Consider the following 17,850-nt stretch of genomic DNA (forward strand, 5'->3'; position numbering starts at 1 on the left):
ATGCTCAGGATGCTGGTGATTTGGCGATCCTGGCAAGATTTCCAAGAAGGTCCCGCGCGAAGGCCATGCGCGTGGCGACATCCATCTCCCGCACCAGGGACAATTTCTGGTCCGGGCGGAGCTTCACGAGGCCGCCCTTGGTGCCGATCCATCGGATCAACCCGGCGGGGTTGGCAAAATCATTCTTGCGGAAACTCACCACCATGCCTTTCGGCCCGGCATCCAGCTTCTCGACATTCGCCTCGCGGCAAGCGCGCTTGAGCGCCACGATGGAGAGCAGATTTTCCACCTCGGACGGGATGGGGCCGAAACGGTCCACCAGTTCGGCGGCCAGGGCCTCGCTTTCGGCATCCGAGGCCAGGGCGCTGATGCGCCGATAGAGACCAAGCCGGACAGGCAGATCCGCGACATAGGTTTCGGGGATGAGCACCGGCAGGCCGAGATTGATGTTGGGCGTCCAGTCACGCTCGATCTTCTGGGCCTGCTTGTTCTGGGCGCGCAGATCGTTGACCGCGTCTTCCAGCATCTGTTGATACAGCTCGATGCCGACCTCGCGGATATGGCCGGATTGCTCATTGCCGAGCAGATTGCCCGCCCCACGCAGGTCGAGATCGTGAGACGCCAGGGTAAAACCAGCCCCCAGCGTATCCAGCGTCTGCATCACTTCCAGCCGTTTTTCCGACGCGGCGGACAAGCGGTGATGCGGGGGCCAGGTCAGATACGCATAGCCACGCTGCTTGCCACGCCCCACGCGGCCGCGAAGCTGGTACAGACCGGCGAGGCCGAACATGTCCGCGCGGTAGACAATGAGCGTGTTCACGGCGGGCATATCCAGTCCGCTCTCGACAATGTTGGTGGCCAGCAGAATATCGTATTTGCCCTCGCCAAATTCCGTCATCACCCGTTCAAGCTCGCTCGGTGCCAGCCGGCCATGCGCCATCACGGTGCGGATCTCCGGCACGATTTCGCGCAGACGGGCAGCCATGGGGTCCAGATCTTCAATGCGCGGCACGACACAGAAAATCTGCCCGCCACGGAATTTCTCGCGGGCGATGGCTTCCTTGATCACCAGGCTGTCGAACGGCATGATGAAGGTCCGCACGGCCAGACGGTCCACCGGCGGGGTCGTGATGAGGGAGAGATCGCGCACGCCTGTGAGGGCTAGCTGCAAGGTCCGCGGGATGGGGGTGGCCGTCAATGTTAGCACATGCACGTCGGCCTTCAGCTCTTTCAGCCGTTCCTTATGCTTCACGCCGAAATGCTGCTCCTCATCCACGATCAACAGCCCGAGATCGGAGAAGGAGATGCCCTGGGCCATCACCGCATGGGTGCCGACAACGATGCTCACCGAGCCATCCGCGAGGCCGGCCTTGACCTGCGTCGCTTCCTTGGCCGTGACAAGGCGGGAAAGCTGCGCCACCTTGATGGGCAGCCCCGCGAACCGGGCGGAGAAAGAACGGAAATGCTGGCGAGCGAGCAGCGTGGTCGGCACCACCACCGCCACCTGGGAGCCCGCCATGGCGGCGACGAAGGCGGCGCGCAAGGCCACCTCTGTCTTGCCGAACCCGACATCGCCGCAGATGAGCCGGTCCATCGGCCGGCCCGTGGCGAAATCCTCCAGCACATCGGCGATGGCCTTCGCCTGATCCTCGGTCTCGGTATAGGGAAAGCGGGCGCAGAATTCGGCGAACGCGCCGTCATCGGCGGCAAGCAGCGGGGCTTCGCGCATCTGGCGTTCGGCGGCCAGACGGATAAGACCCGCCGCCATGTCCTGGATGCGGTTCTTCGCCTTGGCCTTGCGGGCCTGCCAGGAGGCGCCGCCCAGCTTGTCCAGCGTGACGCCATCCCCTTCATTGCCAAAGCGGGAGAGCAGATCGATATTTTCGACGGGCAGGAATAATTTGTCCCCGCCATCATAGATCAGTTTCAGGCAATCATGCGCGGCGCCGTTGACGGTAACGGTCTCCAACCCCTCATAACGGCCAATGCCATGATCTTGATGCACGACCAGATCGCCCGCCTCGATCTCGGTCGCGTCGGCGATGAACTGATCGGCGCGCTTCTTGCGCTTTGGCGGACGGGCGATGCGGGAGCCGAGCAAGTCCTGCTCCGCCACCACGGCCAAACGATCGGTGACAAAACCACGCTCCAGGGGCAGCACGGCGAGCGCCACGGTGCCGGAGGGCAGAGCGCGTGCTTCGTCCGCCGAGACCACCGGGCGGGACGGAGAGATGCCGTGCTCCTTGAGCATCAGCGTCAAACGCTCGCGGGAGCCGAAGCTCCAGGCGGCGAGGATGACGGTGCGCTCGGATTTGGCCCATTTGGTTTTCAGCTCGGCGAACGCCTCGAAGGCCGCGACCTGCTGGCCGGTCAGGATCGGCGCTGGACGCCCGCCAATCTCGATGCCCTGGGCGGCGCCATCCGGCTTGATGAAGGGCGAGAAGCCAAAGCACGGCCCCTTGGCCAGGGCGTCGTCCCAGCCTTCCTGGTCCAGATAAAGCATGCCGGATGGGATGGGCCGGAAGATCGGCTCGCCCGCGCGGGGCGGCAGACGGCGCTGCGCATCATGGTCGGCGATCAGTTCCAACCGTGCCTCGATGGCCGCTTGCGCCTGATGATCAAGGCTGACGCAAGCCCCCGGCACATAATCGAAGAGCGTCTCCATGCTCTCGGTAAAGAGCGGCAAATAATGCTCCGCGCCGGGATGGCGCCTGCCCTCGGAGATGGAGACATAGAGCGCATCCTCCACCGCCTTGGGGCCGAACAGCTCGCGCCAGTTGGTGCGAAAGCGAGCGACGGAAGCGGAATCCAGCGGCAATTCCGAGGCGGGATGAAAGTCCAACCGCAAGAGCGGCTCACCGGAGCGTTGGCTCTCCGGGTCGAAATGACGCAAGCTCTCGATCTCGTCGCCGAACATGTCGATGCGTACCGGCGCGCTGGCCCCGGCGGGGAACACGTCGAGAATGCCGCCCCGCAGGCTGAATTCGCCCGCATCCATCACCATGCCGGTGCGGCGATAGCCATCGGCCTCCAGGAAGGTTGCGACATCGCTCAACGATACGCTCTCCCCCTTGGCGAGGCTCAGACCAGCCCCGGCCAGAGCGGAACGGGGGGCGACCTTCTGCAAGGCGGCATTGACCGTGGTGAGAACGATGCGCTTCTTGCCCGGCTCCGCCTGCAAGCGGCTCAGGGCCGAGATGCGTTCCGCCACCAAGGCACCATTGGGGGACACGCGGTCGTAAGGCAGGCAATCCCAGGCCGGAAAGGAAATGACTTCGATCTCCGGCCTGAAAAAGGCGATTTCCTCGGCAAGTGCCGCCAAGCGCGCATCGTCGCGCGCGATATGCAGCACCGGGCCGTCATGTTCGCCCAGGCGCCGGACCAAAACCAGCGCGTCCACCCCCTCCGGCGCGCCGTAAACGGGGATCATTTACCCGCCAGCGCCGCTTCGCGGATACGCCGCAGCATCGGGCTGTCGGCATAGCCGGGGATAGGCTTGCGCCCGGTCAGCCAGTCCGCCAACTCGGCATCGGGAAATTCCATCACGGCCTCGATCTCGTCCAGCTCCTGCTCGGACATCGCGGCGATTCGAGCTTTCACGAAACCGCCGATCATCAGGTCGTTCTCGTAGGTGCCGCGATGATTGGCACGGTAGAGCAGCCGTTTGCGGCGGGTATCCAGGGACACGTTCTGGTCTTCGGTCATGACGGCTTGCGGTATAGGTTGGGTTTGGCCAAGAGTTAAGCCCGTGACGACTGAAATTTTGCTGCCGCTGCGTGCGTCCCTTTCCACCCTGCCGGGTCTTGGCCCCAGGCTTTCGGCGCTGATGAACAAACTGGTGGATGGGGAGAGTGTGCGCGATGTGCTGTTTCATCTACCCGTGGAGTTTATCGACCGGCGCGTGACGCCTTGTCTGGCCGAGGCCCGGCCCGGGCAGGTGGCCACGTTGCGGGTGGAGGTGGTGCGCCACGAGGACCCGGCCCGCAAGGGTCAGCCCTGGCGGGTGGTGGTCACAGACGGCACCGGCTTTGCCGAAATTGTGCTGTTTCATGCCGCCCGGCTGTCGCAGTTTCCGGTGGGGGCGAGGCTGATCATCGCGGGAAGGCTGGAGCAGTTTCAGGACCGGCTGGTGATGGCCCACCCGGACCAAGTGACGAGCAGCGCGCAGGAGGCCGCGTTTCCGTGGATCGAGCCCATCTGGCCGCTGACGGCGGGCATCACGTCCCGCACCATGCGCAGAACCGCCCTGGGGGCGCTGGCGCGGTTGCCGGATTTTCCCGAGTGGCAGGACAAAACCATTCTGGCCAAGCGCGGTTGGCCAAGCTTTGGCGCGGCCCTGCGCGCGCTGCACGCCCCCAAGGACGTGCCGGACCGCCAACCGCGCGAACGGCTAGCCTATGACGAGTTGCTGGCGCGCCAGATTGCCTTCGCGCTGGTACGCGGGCGCCGGCGCCGGCAGGTTGGACGCTCCATGCCCGGGGATGGGCGGCTGCAAGCCGTGGCGCTGAGGAAATTCGGGTTTGAACCAACGGCCGGGCAGTTACAGGCGCTGGCGGAGATCGACGCGGACATGGCCGCCCCGCACCGGATGCGCCGGCTGCTGCAAGGCGATGTTGGGTCTGGCAAGACATTGGTGGCCTTGCTTGCTTGCCTGCGCGCGGTGGAGGCCGGTGCCCAGGCGGCGATGATGGCCCCCACGGAAATTCTGGCCCAGCAGCATTTCGCCACCTTCAAAAAACTCTCTCCCGTGCCGGTGGCGCTGCTGACCGGCAGCGTGAAGGCCGCCGGACGCCGGGAGATCCTGACCGGGGTGAAGGATGGGTCAATTCCCATTCTCATCGGCACGCACGCGATTTTCCAGAAGAGCGTGGCGTTTCAGGATCTCGGTTTCGCGGTGATCGATGAGCAGCATCGTTTTGGCGTGGATCAGCGTTTGGCCTTGGGAAGCAAGGGAGAAGCCGTTGATTTGCTGGTGATGACGGCCACGCCCATTCCACGAACGCTGCTGCTGACCCATTGGGCGGAGATGGATGTCTCCCGTATCACCGAAAAACCGCGAGGGCGGCAGAGGATCACCACCACCATGCATCGGGTGTCCGATCTGCCGAAGGTGGAGGAGGCCATCGCGCGGGCGATCGCGGCGGGGGGCAGAGTCTATTGGGTATGCCCGCTGGTTTCGGAGTCCGAGACGCTGGACATCACCGCGACGGAGCTGCGCTTTGCGGAGCTGCAACGTAAATTCGGCGCGGCGGTGACAATGGCTCATGGCCAGATGAACAGCGCCGAGCGCGATGCGGCTCTTGGAGCGTTCGCCACGGGAAACAAGACAATTCTCGTTGCCACGACGATTATCGAAGTGGGGGTGGATGTGCCGGAAGCGAATGTGATGGTCATCGAGCACGCGGAACGTTTCGGACTGGCGCAACTGCATCAGTTGCGCGGGCGCGTGGGGCGCGGCGCGGCGAAAAGTTTCTGTCTGCTGTTGCATGACGACAAAATTGGCGAAACCGCCCGCAGGCGGCTTTCGATCTTGCGCGATACCGAAGATGGGTTTCTGATCTCGGATGAGGATTTTCACCTGCGCGGCGCGGGAGAATATTTGGGCACCAGGCAATCCGGCTTGCCAGGTTACCGGTTGGCGAACCCGGAGGAAAATGACGACCTGCTGACCATGGCGCGGCAGGATGCCGTGATGACGCTTCAGCGCGACCCCAGGCTGGAAGGCGAGCGTGGCCAAGCTTTGCGGATTTTGCTCAATCTGTTCGATCAGCGCGATGCGATCGAAACCGTGAATGCGGGGTGAGGAAGCATGTTCGTTTATCCCACCGCTCCGAAAGTCGGCATCGGCATCGTGTTGATCAAGAACAACGAGGTTTTGCTGGTTCGCCGCGGCAAGCCACCGGGAGTGGGGTTATGGTCCTTGCCGGGCGGTAAGCAAGAGCTGGGCGAGACGGCGCAAGAGACGGCGCGGCGGGAATTGCGCGAGGAAACCGGTTTGGAGTGCGGACCGCTGAGCTTGGCCGGATATGCCGATTCCATCCACCGCGATGCCCAGGGGCGGATTGAGTTTCATTACACGATCCTGGATTTCGTGGCACGCCATGTGGGCGGCGAGGCAAGGGCCGGAGACGATGTGTCGGAAGTCGCTTGGGCCCGCCAGGAAGAGTTCGATCGATACGAGTTATGGAGCGAGGCGCGGCGGGTGGTCGCGGCCGCGTTCAGGCTGGTTTAGGCGGTCATCTTGCGCGCCACGGCAATCAGCCGGCGGTCATGGATCCGGAGCCGAGAGCGCTTTCTCGATCGCCCGGCTCACCCGGCCTGATTCGGGCTTGGTGGCGGAGATGAAGAAATCCAGCAAGGCGCCGTCCTTGCCAATGAGATATTTGTAGAAATTCCAGCGCGGCCGCGCGAGGAAGCCTTTTTCCGCCGCAACCCAGCGGAAGAACGGATGCGCCCCCTCCCCGATGGCATGCTCCTTGGACATCAGGGGAAAGTCCACGCCATAATTCATTTGGCAGAACTGGGCGATGTCCTCCGCGCTCCCAGGCTCCTGCCCACCGAAATCATTGCACGGAACCCCGACCACCATCAGGCCGCGCGGCGCATATTCCCTCCATAAGCGCTGCAACCCGGCATATTGCGGGGTAAAGCCGCAGCGACTGGCGGTGTTGACCACCAGCACGGGCCGCCCGGCCTGGGAACTGAGTGGATAAGGGGCACCTTGCGGCGTGGTAAAACTGAAATCGTGGGCGCTGGCCATTTTCATTTCCGGTAACTAAAACCCCATCATGCCGAATGAAGCACCGATTCAGGCCCTCATCAACGTGATGGCGGCATTGCGCGATCCAAAAACCGGTTGCCCCTGGGACAAGGAGCAGGATTTTTCCACCATCGCGCCTTACACGATCGAGGAAGCCTATGAGGTGCGCGCCGCCATCGCCTCCGGCGATCCGGCGCAGTTGCAGGATGAGCTGGGGGATCTGCTGTTCCAGGTCGTATACCACGCCCGCATGGCCGAGGAGCGTGGCTGGTTCAAGTTCGACGACGTGGCCATGACGATCAAGGACAAGATGGTCCGCCGCCACCCGCATGTGTTCGGCGACGAGGCCGCCCGTACCGCCGCCGCGCAGACCGCCGCCTGGGAAAGCCAGAAAGCCGTGGAACGCGCGAAACGAGCCCAGCATGGCGCGTTGGATGGCGTGGCCGAGGCCCTGCCCGCCTTGAAACGCGCCCAGAAACTGACCAGCCGGGCCGCGCGCGTGAAATTCGACTGGCCGGATGCGGAAGCGGTGCTGGAGAAGCTGGCGGAGGAAACCGCCGAGCTGAAAGCCGAACTCGCCGAGGCGAAACCGGACCGTCTGGCCGATGAGTTGGGAGACATGCTCTTCGTGTTGGTCAATCTGGCTCGCAAACTGAGCCAGGATGCGGAAAGCTGCCTGGAAGGGGCAAACGAGAAATTCATGCGCCGGTTTGGCCGGGTGGAAGGGTTGCTGGCCGCGCGGGGCAAAATGCCAGTCGACTCGACATTGGACGAGATGGAAAACTTATGGGCCGAGGCCAAGAAGGAGGGGTTATGAAAACGCTGCTCGAAGGGTATGAGCGGTTTCGCAATGGCTATTGGCAGGAGCATCAGGAACTTTATTCCAGCCTGGCGCGCGATGGGCAGAGGCCGCCGGCCATGGTGATCGCCTGCTCGGATTCCCGCGTGTCTCCGGAAATGATCTTCGACTGCACGCCGGGCGAGATTTTCGTGGTGCGCAATGTCAGCGCCCTGGTGCCCCCCTACGAACCGGATGAAAACAAGCACGGCACGTCGGCGGCGTTGGAATTCGCGGTCAATGCGCTCAAGGTGCGTTCCATCGTGGTGCTGGGCCATAGCGGATGTGGCGGTATCCGGGCGCTGATGAAAGGCCCCGGTGGAGGCAGCCGGGACTTCATCGATTCCTGGATGGGCATCGCCGGAACCGCGCGGCAGCGCGTGTGCGATTCTCCCGAATTGGCGGGGGCGGATTTCGAGGCACGCTGCATCGCCTGCGAGCATGAGGCGATCCGGGTGTCGCTCGCCAATCTGCTGACCTTTCCGTGGATCAAGGAATGTGTGCTGGATGGCCGCCTGACCTTGGCCGGGCTGCATTTCAGCGTCGAAACCGGGACGCTGCAAATGGTCTGAGCCTCACGCGCGAAGGCATGCCAGACCATGCCCCTTGCAATAAATGTAGCCTTGGCTACATTTACTCCGTGCGGTGTTTTATCGCGCGCAGCGGGGATGCGAGGCCGCCATGGACGCCGATACGCAGACAGGCTTGAGCAAGAAGACGGAAAACAAAATACGCGCTGTTCTGGCGGGGCGCCGGCATGGGTTGACGACCCCTTTGCTGTTCGCCGGCCCAGCGTTGATCTCTTCCATCGCCTATATGGATCCCGGCAATTTCGCCACAAACATCCAGGCTGGCGCGCGCTATAACTATACCTTGCTCTGGGTGGTGGTGCTGGCCAATCTCATCGCCATGCTCTTCCAGGGGCTTTCGGCCAAGTTGGGGCTGATCACGGGGCGCAATCTGGCGGAATTATGCCGGCTTCACCTGCCCCACTCACTGGTTCTGGTCATGTGGGGCGTCAGCGAGGTGGCCGCGATGGCCACGGATCTGGCGGAGTTCCTGGGCGGTGCGCTCGGGCTTTCATTGCTTTGCCATATACCGTTGCTGGCGGGCATGGCCGTGACCGCCATCGTCACTTATCTCATTCTGGTTCTGGGAGGACGCGGTTTCCGGCCGATGGAGTTGATCATCGGCGCGCTCGTCCTTGTCATTGCCATGTGCTATGTGGCGGAATTATTCATCGCCCCCGTGAATTGGCGGGAGGCCACCACCGGTGCCGTGCTGCCACGCATGCCCGATGGCGAAGCCCTGACCATTGCCGTTGGCATTGTCGGCGCCACGGTGATGCCGCATGCGCTTTATTTGCATTCGAGTCTGACCCAGCATCGCGTGCCACCGCGCAGCGACGGAGAGCGCGCCACCTTGCTCCGGTTTTCCAACCGGGAGGTGATGATCGCCTTGAGCCTGGCCGGGCTGGTGAACATGGCGATGGTTATAACCGCCGCCGCCGCCTTTCATGCCGGGCATGCGAATGTTGCGGATATTCAGACGGCCTACCACACCCTTACCCCCTTGCTGGGCCCGGCGGCCGCGGGGGTGTTCCTGGTCTCGCTCATGGCCTCCGGGGTGTCCTCCTCCGCTGTCGGCACCATGGCGGGGCAAACGATCATGCAAGGTTTCGCGGGGTTTAGCGTACCGGTCTGGCTGCGCCGTCTGGTAACGATGATTCCGGCCTTCATCGTGGTGGCGCTCGGCGTGAACGCCACCCGGGCGCTGGTGATCAGTCAGGTCGTGCTCTCCTTCGCCTTGCCGGTTCCGATGATCGCCCTGGTGGTGTTTACCCGTCGCCATGACATCATGGGCCGCTTCGCCAATGGCAGGCTGATGAATGGCGCCGCCATCGGCGGCACGGGGATCATTTTAATGCTGAACGCCGTGCTGCTGGCGCAAACCTTGGGGTGAAGTAGCCATAACTCCAGGTGTCTTGTAGAGTTTCAAGGCGCATGCCATGCTTCATGGACAACGACAACACCATGAAGGACGCGCATATGGCCCCTCCCCCGCTTCATCCTGAAACGCTTGCCCTGCATGCGGGCTGGCGCGCGGACCCGGGTACACATTCCGTTGCGGTGCCGGTCTTCCAGACCACTTCTTATCAGTTCGACAGCCCCGAGCAGGCCGCCAACCTCTTCGCGCTGAAGGAAATGGGGAACATCTATACCCGCATGATGAACCCGACGACGGATGTGCTGGAAAAACGGCTGGCGGCGCTGGAAGGCGGCGTGGCGGCGCTGGCGGTGGCATCGGGCCAGGCGGCCTCGGCCTACTCTGTGCAGAATTTGGCGCGGGCGGGCGACAATATCGTCGCATCCACGGATCTGTACGGCGGCACCTGGAATCTCTTCGCCAATACGCTGAAGGATCAGGGGCTGGAGGTGCGCTTCGTGGATCCGGCCGATCCGCACGCCTTCGCCAACGCCACCGATGCGCGCACCCGCGCTTATTATGCCGAGACGCTGCCAAATCCGAAGCTGAGAGTGTTTCCCATCGCCGAAGTGGCGCAGATCGGCCGCAAGCAGGGCATTCCGCTGATCATGGACAATACGGCGGCGCCGCTGCTGGCGCGGCCGTTCGAGCATGGCGCGGCGGTGGTGATTTATTCCACCACCAAATATATTGGCGGGCACGGCACCTCGATCGGCGGCGTGTTGATCGATGGCGGCAATTTCGATTGGGCCGCCCACCCCGGGCGCCAGCCTCTCCTGAACACACCTGACGCGAGCTATCATGGCGCGGTCTGGACCGAGGCGGTGAAGCCGCTTGGCCCCATTGCCTATATCATTCGCGCGCGGGTGGTCCTGCTCAGGGATCTCGGGGCCGCGCTATCGCCCTTCAATGCCTTTCAACTCATCCAGGGGTTGGAAACGCTGCCCCTGCGTATCGCCCGCCATGCCGAAAATGCCGAGGCCGTGGTGAAGTTCCTGCAAGGCCGCGAGGAGGTGGCGACGGTCATTCACCCCCAGCCTCGCCACCGGGCAGGATGCCGACCGGGTGAAGACCTATCTGGCACGTGGCAAGGGAGGCCTTCTGGGCTTTGAACTGGCCGGCGGCGCCGAGGCTGGCAAGCGGTTCATCTCGGCCTTGAAGCTCTTCTACCATGTGGCGAATATCGGCGATGCGCGCTCGCTGGCCATTCATCCCGCGAGCACGACGCACAGCCAGCTCAGCCCCGAGGACCAGGCCGCCACTGGCGTGACGCCTGGTTATGTCAGACTGTCCATCGGCATCGAGCATATCGACGATATTCTGGCCGATCTCGGACAAGCGCTCGACGCGGCGGCATGATGGGTCTTACCGGCTTTGGGTAATGCCCATGGCCCTGAGCAGCAGGGGCATGGTGAGCCCCTGCACCACCACCGAAAACACCACCACGCCGAATGTGGCGATCAGAACCTGATTGCGCATCTCAAGCGTCGCGGGCAATGAAAGCGCGAGCGCCAACCCCAGGGCGCCGCGCAGCCCGCCCCACCAGAGCACATGTTGGAACTTCGCTGATATGCGCCAACGCGACCGCCGGAACAAAACGCAGAGCGGATAGATGGTCAGCGCGCGGCTGATCAGCACCATGACGATGTCGAAGCTCAGCGCCCTGTTGCCTAGCTCATGGAACGGAATGCCGGCCACGGTGATGCCGATGAGCAGGAACACGAAGGAATTGGCGATGAAGGCCAGGAAGTCCCACAAGGCCAGGGTGAATTCACGCCCCTTGTCGGTTACCGAGCCGCCATATTTGCTCGCCGGCGCAAGACCGAGATTGCCCATCAGCAGCCCGGCCGTGACGGTGGCGAGAACGCCCGAGCATTCAAAATGCTCGGCCAGCAGGAAAGAGCCATAAGCCAGAACGGTGGTCACCGTGCTTTCCACCAAATGGTCCGAGGTGCGCCGCACCAGCATGATGGCGAGCCCGGCACAGACAGCGCCAGCCAGAATGCCACCGCCGACCGTGACGGCCAGCAGGCTGGCAACCTCTCCGGTTTCCAGATGGGACTGGCCGGATGCCTGCACCCAGGCCAGAACCAGCGCGAACAGTACCGCCGCCACACCGTCATTCAGCAGGCTCTCGCTTTCCACCAGCAGGCGCAAACGGCCATGCACGCCGTTATCCTTGAACATGGCGATCACCGCGACGGGATCTGTCGCGGCGATCAGTACGCCAAACATCAAGGCAGGCTGCAAGGGCCAGCCGAGGAGATAATGAAAGGCCAGGGTCACCACGGCGGCGGCGATCATCGTGCCTGGAATCGCCAGGGTCAGAATGGGCAACGCGTCCTGACGCAGATCCTTCCATTGGATGTTGATGGCCGCCTCAAAAAGCAGCGGCGGCAGGATGATCTCGAAAATGATGGTTTGGGTCAGCACCACCCCCAGATGGATGGGGCTGAGCGCCAAGCCTATGCCGGCGATGACGAGGCCGACCGTGTAGGGCAAGCGAAGACGGTGAGCGATAAGCGCGACGGCAATGGCGACGATCATCAAGTCGATCATCGAGGTCAGGAAACCATTCATGCGCGACAGAATAGCCGGGTGGCGTGCGTTACGGCACCCCATCCCGGAGGAAAATTGCAAAAACCCTCAATGATGCATCAATACAGGCATGTCCAGATCCTTGAGGATCTCGATGGTGGCGCCGCCAAAGCAAAATTCTCGCAGGCGGCCATGGCTGAAGGCGCCCATGACCAACAGATCGGCCCCAACCTCACGCGCCTCGCTCAACAGCGCTTCCCCGATATGCCGGCTGGCCAGAGAGAAATGGTGCAATCCAGCGGGCCGCCCGGCATTGCTCAGCATCTGCATCAGATTGTCGGGCGGGGCGGATGAGTGCGCGCCTTCATCGCCGATCAGGATAATGGTACGCGGCGCCGCCAGCAGCAGCGCGCTGACCGCGTCCACGGCGCGTTTGGCCGGGCCATTTCCCGCCTCCCAGGCGATGGCGATGCATTGGCCAAAACTGCGCGGCATGGTGCGCGGCACCAGCAAAACGGGCTTCATGCACTGAAACAGCAATGTTTCAAGCAAGGCGCGCGCCTCAACATCGCCATGCGGCGCCCCAAGGATCACGATATCGGCCTTTTCCGCCGCCTGGGCCGCGACATCCTGCACTTTGCCCCTGACCTGCTTCAGCGGCGGCAGCCCCGCCTTGTGCCATGAGGCGGCTTCATGGGCGAGAGCACTGACCAGATTATCCTGCTCGGCTTCGAAAACCTTGCGCTGTGCCTCGGTATAAACCTCTTCGGTCGGCATGAAATCCGGGTCCGTCTCCGGCCGGGGATAGAGCAGCTCGATTTCCGCCGGACCCGTCTGGGCCGTGAAACAGGCCGTGGCGGAAAGGGCCGGTCCGGCAGTGAGCGGGCTGGTGAGCAATACCAATATGCGGGTCACGCGCGCCTCCCCTTACGATGCTTCTTCTTCGATGGCGGTTTGGGCAACACTTTGACTGAGCTGGGCGGGCGCCGCGCCAAGATGTGCCCCCAGCGCATAGCCCGCCGCGACGGCCAGCAGGCAGAAGGTCACCGACAACCCGACATTCAGCAGCGCCCGGCCCACGGCACCGCCGCGCAACAGATCCAGCGTTTGCAGGCTGAAGGAAGAAAATGTGGTGAAGCCGCCGCACACCCCAACCATGAAGAAGACACGCGCCGGCTCCGGCACCGGGAATTTCCCATGGCTGAGGGTCAATGAGCCAAAAAAGCCGATGGCGAAAGAGCCGATGATATTAAGGCAGATCGTACCCCATGGCAGATTACGGCTGATGGAAGCCGCGGCGATGGCAAACCAGTAACGGCCGACGCTGCCGACGGCACCACCCAGCGCGACAAATAGGGTTTGAAGCATTTCCGCCTGATCTCCTTCCAAAAAAGCGGAAGCCGAGGCGAACGACTCCCGCAGTGCATGACGCCTGCAGGAGTCATCAGCTCCCCAAGGGAGCGGTTTTGGGGGACTCCATCCCCATGGGGGCTCCTTTAAGCCATCTCACCCTTGCTGTTCAAGACCAGAACCGCATGGCGCGATGCTCTATTGGCCGGAATCCTTCGCGGGCAGCTGGCCAATGGCAGACCAGTCCAAGTGCTCTCCACCCTGGGCCAGCAACGTCAGAAAACGGTCCCTGAGCAGGCTGGCCAGAGGCAAGGGAACATTCAGCGCCTCGGCCGCGGCAAGGACCAGCCGGATGTCCTTCTGCCCGAGGGGCGCGGCGAAACCGGCCGGTTCGAAGGCTTGTTCCACGATAAGGCCGCCATAGGTCTTATAGACGGGGGCATTGAACAAGGTTGAGGTCAGCAAATCCAGATAGGCACGCTTGTCCACCCCGCCCTTGGCCACCAGCGCCAGGGCCTCGCCGAGTGATTCGATCACCGAAGCGATGAGAAAATTCCCGCTCAGCTTCACGAGATTGGCGAGGGAAGGCTGTTCGCCCAGAACAAAGCTGCGCTGCCCCAGAACATCGAACAAGGGCTGGACCCGGGCAATGTCGTCCGGCGCACCGGCGGCGGCGATGAATAATTTCGCGGCGGCGGCGGCATCGGGCCGGCCAAAAACGGGAGCCGAGACGAATTTCTGGCGTGCCTGGGAATGGGACAGGGTCAAGGCCTCGGCCGTGGCGACACTGATGGTGCTACAGGAGACATGCACCGCCCCGGTGGGCAGATGCGCCATGGCGCCTTCGGGCCCATGCAGCACAGCCTCCAACGCCGCGTCATGCGCCAGCATGGTGAACAACACTTCCTTGCCGGCGGCGGCCTGGCCGGGCGTGGCGGCAATGGGGGCATCAAGTCCGATGGCCTTGTCCCGCGTGCGGTTATACAAGGTCACTTCGTGCCCGGCCTTGATCAAATTGGCGGCCATGCCGTGCCCCATCTGCCCCAGCCCCACGAAACCGATTTTCATGCTCCCGCCTCCTTACTCATTCCCGAAATTGACCACGGCGTTGGCCATGCTGTCGGCCACGTGCTCCTTGGTGATGACGCCGAGCACGTCAGCTCCCCGCACATCCGCCGTGCCGCCGCCGGTCACCACGGCCATGATCGCGCCGCGCATCCACATCAGGCGAATGATGCGGTGTGCGATGTCGTCCTTGTGGACGACGACGAAACGCCGGCTTGCCAGGGCCGCCAGAGTCAGGCCCCGCTCGGCCTCCGCGAGGCCCTTGCGCAGCGCCATATTGACACGCAGTACGCCCGTGACACGGCCATTTTCCGTCACCACGACATGGCGCATGCGCCCTGTTTCCTCCTCCGCGCTGATCAGCGCCTCGAAGGGGGTGGAGCCAGGCAGAACCTGAATGTCCCTCTCCATGATGTCCGCCGCCTGGCGGACCAGGAACATATCGGCATGCAATGCCTTCGGGATGAAATGGCCACGCTTGACGAGCTTGATGGTGTATAGGCTCTCCGGCGCGAACAGCCGGCGCACGCCCACCGCCACCGCCACCGCGATGATCATCGGCATGACGATTCCATAATCGCGCGTCATCTCGAAGATCATGGTCACGGCGGTCATCACCGCGCCGGTACCGCCGCCGACCATGGCCGCCATGCCGACCATGGCGAAGCTGGTGACATCGCCCGCGCCTGTCAGGTGCAGGATTTGCAGCAATGAGGCAAAAGCACCGCCAAGAGCAGCGCCCATGAACAGAGAGGGAGAGAATATCCCGCCCGAGGACCCCGAACCAAGGCAGGCGCAGGTGGCGAGCAACTTGGCGCCAAAGAGCAAGACCAGAAAACCGGAAAACAAGGCCAGACTGCCGCCCGGCGCGAGATGGCCGGTCAGCAGCGCCTGGATCATCGCATAGCCGACACCCTCGACATAATAATGCCCGGTGAAGACAAAAAAACCGTAAATGAGCAGCCCCATGCCGAGCATGCCAAGCATGTGGCGCAGATAGGAATTGCCGATCCGTTCGAAGAACTCCTCGGAGAAATACAATCCCCGGATGAAACCGCCTGACGCCAGGCCGACGATGCCCCCCAGCACCGCGAATAACAGCAGATCCGCCACCGCATGAAAATTCGTGCCCAAGGGGGGCAAGGGCGGCACGAAAAAGGCGGGCTGACTGCCAAGCAAGGCCCGCCCCACGAAGGTGGCCGCGCCAGTGGCCAACGCCACGGGCAAAAAGGACGAGACGCTGATTTCCGGCAGCATCAGTTCCAGGGCGAACATGACGCCGCCAATCGGCGTGTTGAACGTGGCGGCGATGCCAGCGCCCGCCCCGGCCGCGACCAGGATGATGCGTTGGTAAGAGGGCATCTGAATGACCTGCCCCAGCGTGGAGCCGAAGGCCGAGCCGATTTGAATGATCGGCCCTTCCCGTCCTACCGCGGCGCCGGTGCCGATGGCGATGGCCGAAGCCACCGATTTCACGGCGGCGACGACGGGACGGATAATGCCGTCCTTATAGAAAATCGCGTCCATCACCTCTGGCACGCCATGCCCACGGGCCTCGGGCGCGAAATTGACCACCAGAAACGTCACGACCAGGCCCCCAATGATGGGCACCAGAATGATACCCGCCCCCCAGGGCGAGGCGGCCGTGAACAGGCTGGCATCGTAGTGAAAGGAAAACCGGCCAAGAAACGCGAGATTATGAATGAAGCCGATCAACTCACGGAAGAGAACCGCGCCGCACCCCGTGAAAATGCCAAGCCCCAAGGCCAGAAACGCCAGCGTGACCAGAGACAGGGGGCGGCCTCCATCCAAGACCGCATGTTGGGATATGTCTTTTTCCAGCATCAGCTCCCCTGACAAAATCATTACCGCTGTCTTGCGGGACTATTTCTTGATTATGCAGGTTTTTGACGACAAACGCCAAACCGGTGAGCGAAAAAACAACCACACCCGACCGCCCCCGCTTCCCTGAATCCGGAAAAGTCCCTGGAGAGGGCGCTATGTTCCGCATCGGACATGCGGGGTGAAATGATTTGGAAAAATCGGAATGGTCGGAGCGGCGGGATTCGAACCCACGACCCCCAGTCCCCCAGACTGATGCGCTACCAGGCTGCGCTACGCTCCGGCCGTGGCGCGAGCCTGTAGCAGCCCATGAGCAAGACGCCAAGAGGGGGAATGAATCTTTACGCACCCCCATTGTGGCCAGCCAAAACAAAACCGCCGCTCCCAAGGAACGGCGGTTAGCAAAAGATCAGGGAAAACAGGCATTATCCCAATGCGCGGCGGAGCTCCTCAAGCGTCGACAGCGCTTCCGTCAATAATGCACGCAGGTGCACAGCCTCGCTTTCCTCCTCTGGGGGCGCTTCCGGCTCAGGACTCGGGGCCACCTCCAACTCGGCGGCGGGAGGTATTTCAGGCGGCACCCCAAAATCCGGTTCGGCTGGTTCGCTCGAAGTTTCCGGGGCTGGTTCCGTCTTTATGTCCGAGTCGGAGAGCGATTTTGGCGCCTCGGGCGGCAGCAGGGAATCCTGCGCGACGGCTTGAACGGGAGGCTCGGAATGCGAAACGGCATTATCCCGCAGCAGGCGCTGCACACCCTTGATCGTGTAGCCTTGAGTATAGAGCAAATCGGCGACACGGCGCAGCAGCAGCACGTCCTCGGGCCGGTAATAGCGCCTGCCGCCGCCACGCTTGAGTGGCCGCACCTGGGGGAATTTCGTTTCCCAGAAGCGCAGCACATGCTGGGGCACATGCAGTTCGTCCGCAACCTCGGAGATCGTCCGGAACGCATCGGCGGCCTTACGGATCCGTGGACGGCCCGCCTCCCCATTCAGGTCGGCCGGAGCGCCGTCTTCAAGCTCCGGATTATACTCTTCATCCACCATGCGATCCTTCGTTTAGTCAGTCTTGGGCGCGGGCATGTTCTGGCCTGTATTCACCGCATCCCTCAACATCTGGCTGGGGCGGAAGACCAGGACACGACGCGGCAGAATGGGAACTTCAACCCCCGTCTTGGGATTGCGGCCGATCCGGCGCCCTTTTTGTCTCACAGAAAACGTACCGAAACCACTGATTTTAACGGATTTACCAGCTTCAAGCGCATCCGCGATCCGGTTTAGCACATGTTCGAGCAGGTCAGCCGATTCGTGCCGCGACAGGCCGACGGTCGCGTAGATCGCCTCGGTAAGCTGTGCACGGGTCAATGTGTTCATTTTGCAAGATTAGCACGAGAGGCTTTAGGGTCAACAAGTTACTTGACCGATTCGCGGCGAAAACAATAAACTCCGTGTTTTTCGATTGTTTTTAAATAGTT

Annotated in this window: 15 protein-coding genes, 1 tRNA gene, 1 pseudogene and 1 riboswitch; of the genes and pseudogenes, 6 read left to right on the forward strand and 11 right to left on the reverse strand. The window is 62.6% G+C overall.

The window, feature by feature from the left end:
* Window positions 1-4 precede the first annotated feature (4 nt).
* The gene (mfd, locus tag AB7D48_RS07740; RefSeq protein ID WP_427977322.1) at window positions 5-3,430 is read right to left on the reverse strand and encodes a transcription-repair coupling factor; all 3,426 of its coding nucleotides are present in this window, start codon (window positions 3,428-3,430) and stop codon (window positions 5-7) included.
* Window positions 3,427-3,705 (reverse strand): succinate dehydrogenase assembly factor 2, encoded by a 279-nt coding sequence (locus AB7D48_RS07745; protein WP_427977324.1) that lies wholly within the window; start codon window positions 3,703-3,705, stop codon window positions 3,427-3,429. Before AB7D48_RS07745 ends, mfd begins: the two co-directional genes overlap by 4 nt.
* Here AB7D48_RS07745 and recG point away from each other — a divergent pair.
* Together recG and AB7D48_RS07755 are read left to right on the forward strand one after the other, a co-directional pair.
* A complete protein-coding gene (gene recG, locus AB7D48_RS07750; RefSeq protein ID WP_427977327.1) occupies window positions 3,704-5,803 on the forward strand; it encodes an ATP-dependent DNA helicase RecG in 2,100 nt (699 codons plus the stop codon). The two genes, AB7D48_RS07745 and recG, sit on opposite strands and share 2 nt — an antisense overlap.
* Before the next feature lie 6 nt (window positions 5,804-5,809).
* Complete coding sequence (locus AB7D48_RS07755; RefSeq protein WP_427977329.1) at window positions 5,810-6,232, forward strand: NUDIX hydrolase; 423 nt, start codon at window positions 5,810-5,812, stop codon at window positions 6,230-6,232.
* A gap of 36 nt (window positions 6,233-6,268) precedes the next feature.
* Here the strand turns inward: AB7D48_RS07755 and AB7D48_RS07760 are convergent, their stop codons facing one another.
* Window positions 6,269-6,760, reverse strand: a complete 492-nt coding sequence (locus tag AB7D48_RS07760) for a glutathione peroxidase (protein ID WP_427977332.1) — start codon at window positions 6,758-6,760, stop codon at window positions 6,269-6,271.
* Between the two features lie 28 nt (window positions 6,761-6,788).
* Between AB7D48_RS07760 and mazG the strand changes: the two genes are divergently transcribed.
* The 4 genes and pseudogenes from mazG to AB7D48_RS07780 all read left to right on the forward strand — a co-directional run bounded on the left by mazG (window position 6,789) and on the right by AB7D48_RS07780 (window position 10,943).
* Window positions 6,789-7,577, forward strand: a complete 789-nt coding sequence (gene mazG, locus AB7D48_RS07765) for a nucleoside triphosphate pyrophosphohydrolase (protein WP_427977335.1) — start codon at window positions 6,789-6,791, stop codon at window positions 7,575-7,577.
* The gene (locus AB7D48_RS07770) at window positions 7,574-8,170 is read left to right on the forward strand and encodes a carbonic anhydrase (RefSeq protein ID WP_427977337.1); all 597 of its coding nucleotides are present in this window, start codon (window positions 7,574-7,576) and stop codon (window positions 8,168-8,170) included. The genes mazG and AB7D48_RS07770 overlap by 4 nt, the downstream gene beginning before the upstream one ends.
* A 109-nt stretch (window positions 8,171-8,279) precedes the next feature.
* The gene (locus AB7D48_RS07775) at window positions 8,280-9,560 is read left to right on the forward strand and encodes an Nramp family divalent metal transporter (protein WP_427977340.1); all 1,281 of its coding nucleotides are present in this window, start codon (window positions 8,280-8,282) and stop codon (window positions 9,558-9,560) included.
* Between the two features lie 86 nt (window positions 9,561-9,646).
* Window positions 9,647-10,943: pseudogene (locus tag AB7D48_RS07780) on the forward strand (O-acetylhomoserine aminocarboxypropyltransferase/cysteine synthase family protein).
* A gap of 6 nt (window positions 10,944-10,949) precedes the next feature.
* On the opposite strand, the gene AB7D48_RS07785 reads toward AB7D48_RS07780, so the two are convergent.
* From AB7D48_RS07785 to AB7D48_RS07820, 8 genes are all read right to left on the reverse strand, one after another.
* Complete coding sequence (locus tag AB7D48_RS07785; RefSeq protein WP_427977342.1) at window positions 10,950-12,224, reverse strand: cation:proton antiporter; 1,275 nt, start codon at window positions 12,222-12,224, stop codon at window positions 10,950-10,952.
* Window positions 12,225-12,230: 6 nt separating this feature from the next.
* On the reverse strand, window positions 12,231-13,037 hold the full coding sequence (locus AB7D48_RS07790; protein WP_427977344.1) for a universal stress protein: 807 nt from the start codon (window positions 13,035-13,037) through the stop codon (window positions 12,231-12,233).
* Window positions 13,038-13,049: 12 nt separating this feature from the next.
* Window positions 13,050-13,490: a fluoride efflux transporter CrcB gene (crcB, locus tag AB7D48_RS07795; RefSeq protein WP_427977347.1), complete on the reverse strand. Its 441-nt coding sequence runs from the start codon at window positions 13,488-13,490 to the stop codon at window positions 13,050-13,052.
* A 60-nt stretch (window positions 13,491-13,550) separates the two neighbouring features.
* Window positions 13,551-13,615: riboswitch (Fluoride riboswitch) on the reverse strand.
* A 55-nt stretch (window positions 13,616-13,670) separates the two neighbouring features.
* On the reverse strand, window positions 13,671-14,540 hold the full coding sequence (locus AB7D48_RS07800; RefSeq protein ID WP_427977350.1) for an NAD(P)-dependent oxidoreductase: 870 nt from the start codon (window positions 14,538-14,540) through the stop codon (window positions 13,671-13,673).
* Between the two features lie 12 nt (window positions 14,541-14,552).
* A complete protein-coding gene (locus tag AB7D48_RS07805; RefSeq protein WP_427977352.1) occupies window positions 14,553-16,403 on the reverse strand; it encodes a chloride channel protein in 1,851 nt (616 codons plus the stop codon).
* 182 nt (window positions 16,404-16,585) lie between these two features.
* Window positions 16,586-16,662 (reverse strand) — tRNA-Pro (locus AB7D48_RS07810).
* 142 nt (window positions 16,663-16,804) lie between these two features.
* Window positions 16,805-17,422 (reverse strand): MerR family transcriptional regulator, encoded by a 618-nt coding sequence (locus AB7D48_RS07815; RefSeq protein ID WP_427977355.1) that lies wholly within the window; start codon window positions 17,420-17,422, stop codon window positions 16,805-16,807.
* Between the two features lie 12 nt (window positions 17,423-17,434).
* Complete coding sequence (locus tag AB7D48_RS07820; RefSeq protein ID WP_427977358.1) at window positions 17,435-17,749, reverse strand: integration host factor subunit alpha; 315 nt, start codon at window positions 17,747-17,749, stop codon at window positions 17,435-17,437.
* Between the last annotated feature and the right edge of the window lie 101 nt (window positions 17,750-17,850).

Source organism: Acidocella sp., assembly GCF_050253495.1.
In the GTDB taxonomy this organism is placed as follows: Bacteria; Pseudomonadota; Alphaproteobacteria; order Acetobacterales; family Acetobacteraceae; genus Acidocella.